1 protein-coding gene is annotated in these 1,371 nt (G+C 70.2%); it reads right to left on the minus strand.

Annotated features, from left to right (window positions below; all coding sequences use genetic code 11):
• Positions 1-398 precede the first annotated feature (398 nt).
• Positions 399-1,371: carboxyl transferase domain-containing protein (locus D183_RS0115655; protein ID WP_017909840.1), on the minus strand; the 973-nt coding region annotated here is incomplete at its 5' end.

The raw sequence follows: 1,371 nt of genomic DNA on the forward strand, positions 1-1,371 counted from the left end.
AAAAGAAAGCACACCCCGCAGCGCGCCCTCCGCGCTGCGCGCTCCGGGTCCGCAGCCACGTCGGGGATTCGCGGAAGGGGCATCCTGCCCCTGCCGCGAACGGCGCACATCCATGTGCGCCGCCCTTCGGGTTTTTCCCCACCGCGGCTGCCGCGCCGAGGGGACCCGGTAAGTCAAAGGCAGAGCAAGAGCAAATGCAGGAGCAAAAGCAAAAGTGGGAGCAAAAGCAGCAGCAAAAGCAGCAGCAAAAGCGGAGGCCGTCGCAGCGAGCGCGTCCGCGGAGCCGCTCGTGGAGCCCACCGCCGGGCACACTAGCGCCGGCATCGCCAGCGACCACCTGCGTGACCACCGCCGATCCCCGCGCGAACGCGCCTGAAAGAACGAGCGCATGGGTCCGCTCACATCCGGAACACCCCGAACCGGCTCTGCTCCGCCGGCGCGTTCAACGCCGCCGACAAGCCCAACCCCAATACCCGCCGCGTCTGCGCCGGATCGATCACCCCGTCGTCCCACAGCCGCGCACTGGCGTAGTACGGATGGCCCTGGCGCTCGAACTGCTCGCGGATCGGCGCCTTGAACGCCGTCTCCTCGGCGTCCGACCACTGCCCACCCTTGGCCGCGATGCCGTCGCGGCGCACCGTCGCCAGCACGCTCGCCGCCTGCTCGCCGCCCATCACCCCGATGCGCGCGTTCGGCCACATCCACAGGAAGTTCGGCGAATAGGCGCGGCCGCACATGCCGTAGTTGCCGGCGCCGAACGAGCCGCCGATCACCACCGTGAACTTGGGCACCTTGGCGCAGGCCACCGCCATCACCAGCTTGGCGCCGTCCTTGGCGATGCCGCCGTGCTCGTACTTGCGGCCGACCATGAAGCCGGTGATGTTCTGCAGGAACACCAGCGGGATGCCACGCTGCGCGCACAGCTCGATGAAGTGCGCGCCCTTCAGCGCCGACTCGGAGAACAGGATGCCGTTGTTGGCGACGATGCCCACCGGATAGCCGTGGATGTGCGCGAAGCCGGTGACCAACGTGGTGCCGTAGCGCGCCTTGAATTCGTCCAGGCGCGAGCCGTCCACCACCCGCGCGATCACCTCGCGCACGTCGAACGGCTTGCGCGGGTCGGCCGGGATCACCCCGTACAGCTCCTCGGCCGGATACAGCGGCGGCTCCGGCGTGCGCAGCGCCAGGGCGGGGGGCGGCTTGCGCCAGTTGAGCTGGGCGACGATCGCGCGGACCCGCGCCAGCGCCTGCAGGTCGTTGTCGGCGAAGTGGTCGGCCACGCCGGAGATGCGCGTGTGCACGTCGGCACCGCCGAGGTCCTCGGCGCTGACGTCCTCGCCGGTGGCGGCCTTCACCAGCGGCGGGGGGCCG

The sequence above is a fragment of the Xanthomonas sp. SHU 199 genome (assembly GCF_000364665.1).
Lineage (GTDB): Bacteria > Pseudomonadota > Gammaproteobacteria > Xanthomonadales > Xanthomonadaceae > Xanthomonas_A > Xanthomonas_A sontii.